Raw genomic sequence first — 2,805 nt, 5'->3', positions numbered from 1 at the left:
CACCGGGGCCGCTCCCCGGCTGCAGGCCTCTCGCGCCGCCTCCGCGAGGAGTCGCATCCGGGCGGCTGCAGCGTCTTGTGGTGATGCGAGGAAGGACACGGCGCTCGGGCGGCGCGAGCGCGCCCGCTGAAGCCTCAGCCGGCCGCCACCTGCGGCTTGGGCGCGCCGTAGAGGTGCTCCTCGCCGGGGAAGCGGCGGGCCCGCACGTCCGCCGCATAAGCCTCCGCGGCGGCCTTCATGGCAGCGCCCACATCCGCGTAGCGGCGGACGAACTTCGGCACATGGCCGAAGGTCACGCCCATCATGTCGTCGGTCACGAGGATCTGCCCGTCGCACTCCGCCGAAGCCCCGATGCCGATCGTCGGCACCCGGATCGTTGACGTGATGCGGGCGGCGAGCGGCGCCACCACGCCCTCGATCACCACCGCGAAGGCGCCGGCGTCCGTCACCGCGCGCGCGTCCGCCACGATCGCCTCGGCCTCCGCGGCCTGCTTGCCGCGTGCCGCATAGCCGCCGAGCGCGTTCACCGACTGGGGCTGCAGCCCGACATGCGCCAGAACCGGGACGCCGCGCTGCGTGAGGAAGTTGATGGTCTCGGCCATCACGGCCCCGCCCTCGAGCTTGACCGCGCCGCAGCCGGTCTCGGCCAGGATGCGCGCCGCGCTGCGGAACGCCTGGGCGGGACTTTCCTGATAGGCGCCGAACGGCAGGTCCACGACGACCAGCGCGTGTTTCGCGCCGCGCACGACCGCCGCCCCATGGGCGATCATCATGTCCAGCGTGACCGGGATCGTGCTGTCGAGCCCGTAGACCACCATGCCCAGCGAGTCCCCCACCAGGAGAAGGTCGCAGGACGCGTCGAGCGCCTGCGCGACGGGCGTCGTGTAGGCGGTCAGGCAGACGAGCGGCTCCCCGCCCTTGGCGTTGCGGATCGCCGAGACCGTCACCGGCTTCGACCGTTCGCCCTCCCCGGGGGTGGGTCGACGTGCGCTCATGAGGCTCAGGACTCCTCGCTGCGGCCCCAGCCGCCGCCCGTGGGCGTTTCTATGACGATCGCGTCGCCAGGGTCGACGCTGATTTGGTCGCATCCGGCGAGTTGTTCCAGTGCTCCGCCGGCCCGGCGGACGAAATTCCGCCCCGGCTGGCCCTCCTGCCCTCCCGCGACGCCGAAGGCCCGGGTGATCCGGCGGCCCGAGAGGATCGCGCAGTCCATCGGCTCGAGGAAGCGGATCACGCGGCGAACGCCGTCGCCCGCCGACCATTTCCCGCGCCCGCCCGACCCGCGGCGGATCGAGAACTCCTCGAGCACGACCGGATAGCGCTGCTCCAGGATCTCCGGATCGGTCAGCCGCGAATTCGTCATGTGCGTGTGGACCGCGTCCGCGCCGTCGAACCCGGGTCCCGCCGGAGCGCCGGAGCAGATGGTCTCGTAATACTGCCGCCGTTCGTCGCCGAAGGTCAGATTGTTCATCGTGCCCTGCGCCGCCGCCATGACCTTCATGGCGCCGAACAGGCAGTCCACCACCATCTGGCTGGTCTCGACATTGCCGGCGACCACCGCCGCGGGCGGCTTCGGGCTCAGCATCGACCCTTCGGGGACAATGATCCGAACGGGCCTGAGGCAGCCGGCGTTCATCGGGATGTCGTCGTCGACCATCACGCGGAAGGCGTAGAGCACGGCCGCGCGGGTGACCGGCTCGGGGGCGTTGAAATTGTCCGGCTGCTGCGGGCTCGTGCCGGTGAAGTCGACGGTGGCGGTGCGGGCCTGGCGATCGACCGAGATCCTCACCGGGATGGTCGCCCCCTGATCCGTCTCGCAGGCGAACTCGGCGTCCTCCAGCCGCTCGATTACCCGCGCGACGCTCTCGGCGGCGTTGTCCTGCACATGGCCCATATAGGCGCCGACCACGTCGAGCCCGAAGGTGGCGATCATCCTGTTGAGCTCGGCGACCCCCTTGGCGTTGGCGGCGATCTGCGCCTTGAGGTCGGCGACGTTCTGGTCGGGATTGCGCGCCGGATAGCGCGCGTCGGCCAAAATCCCGCGGATGCGCTCCTCCTGAAAGCGGCCGTCCTCCACCAGCGCGACGACGTCGATCGTCACCCCCTCCTGGTCGATCGTGGTGGCGCGAGGCGACATCGATCCGGGCGCCACGCCGCCGATGTCGGCGTGGTGGCCGCGGCTCGCCACCAGGAACAGCAGTCGCTCGCCGGCGTCGTCGAACACCGGGGTCACGACCGTGACGTCCGGCAGATGGGTGCCGCCGTCGTAGGGGGCGTTGAGCGCGAAGGTCACGCCGGGCTTCAGTCGATCGCCCGCCCGGCGCAGCACCGCCTCGACCGAGCGGTCCATCGAGCCGAGATGCACCGGCATGTGCGGCGCGTTGGCGACCAGCGCGCCATCGGGTGCGAACACCGCGCAGGAGAAGTCGAGCCGCTCCTTGATGTTCACGGAGCTCGCGGTGTTCTGCAGCACGAGTCCCATCTGCTCGGCGATCGACATGAACAGGTTGTTGAAGATCTCGAGCATGACGGGGTCGGCCGACGTGCCGACCGCCCGCGTCGCCGCGCGGGGCCGGGCGCGGGTGAGGACCAGATGGTCGCGCGCGGTGAGTTCGGCGCGCCAACCGTCTTCGACCACCACGGTCTGGTTCGGCTCGACGATCAGCGCCGGGCCGTCGACGACCTGGCCGACCTTCAGCGCCTCGCGGCGGAACACGCCGGCCTCCCGCGCGGCGCCGCCGGTGAAGATCGCGGCCTGCCGCTCAGGGGCCGGGGCCGCGTCGCCCTGGGCGGCGCGTTCCGGCT

2 protein-coding genes are annotated in these 2,805 nt (G+C 71.4%); both read right to left on the bottom strand.

The genetic code is table 11. The features are described from left to right. Window positions 1-134: 134 nt before the first annotated feature. Window positions 135-995 carry a 3-methyl-2-oxobutanoate hydroxymethyltransferase gene (panB, locus tag ACIKT0_RS16475; RefSeq protein WP_407106466.1) on the bottom strand — a complete coding sequence of 287 codons (861 nt, stop codon included), beginning with the start codon at window positions 993-995 and terminating at the stop codon, window positions 135-137. A gap of 5 nt (window positions 996-1,000) precedes the next feature. Further along, window positions 1,001-2,805 (bottom strand): hydantoinase B/oxoprolinase family protein (locus ACIKT0_RS16470; RefSeq protein WP_407106465.1); only part of this gene is annotated, 1,805 nt, incomplete at its 5' end.

The sequence above is a fragment of the Hansschlegelia beijingensis genome, assembly GCF_045505405.1.
GTDB classification, from domain to species: domain Bacteria; phylum Pseudomonadota; class Alphaproteobacteria; order Rhizobiales; family Methylopilaceae; genus Methylopila; species Methylopila beijingensis_A.
The sequence above is the reverse complement of the archived record's forward strand: the minus strand, read 5'-3'. Positions and strand labels throughout refer to the sequence as shown.

Excerpts from the sequence above, each read along its gene's own strand:
- panB (WP_407106466.1), bottom strand. The coding sequence starts at position 995 with ATGAGCGCACGTCGACCCACCCCCGGGGAGGGCGAACGGTCGAAGCCG.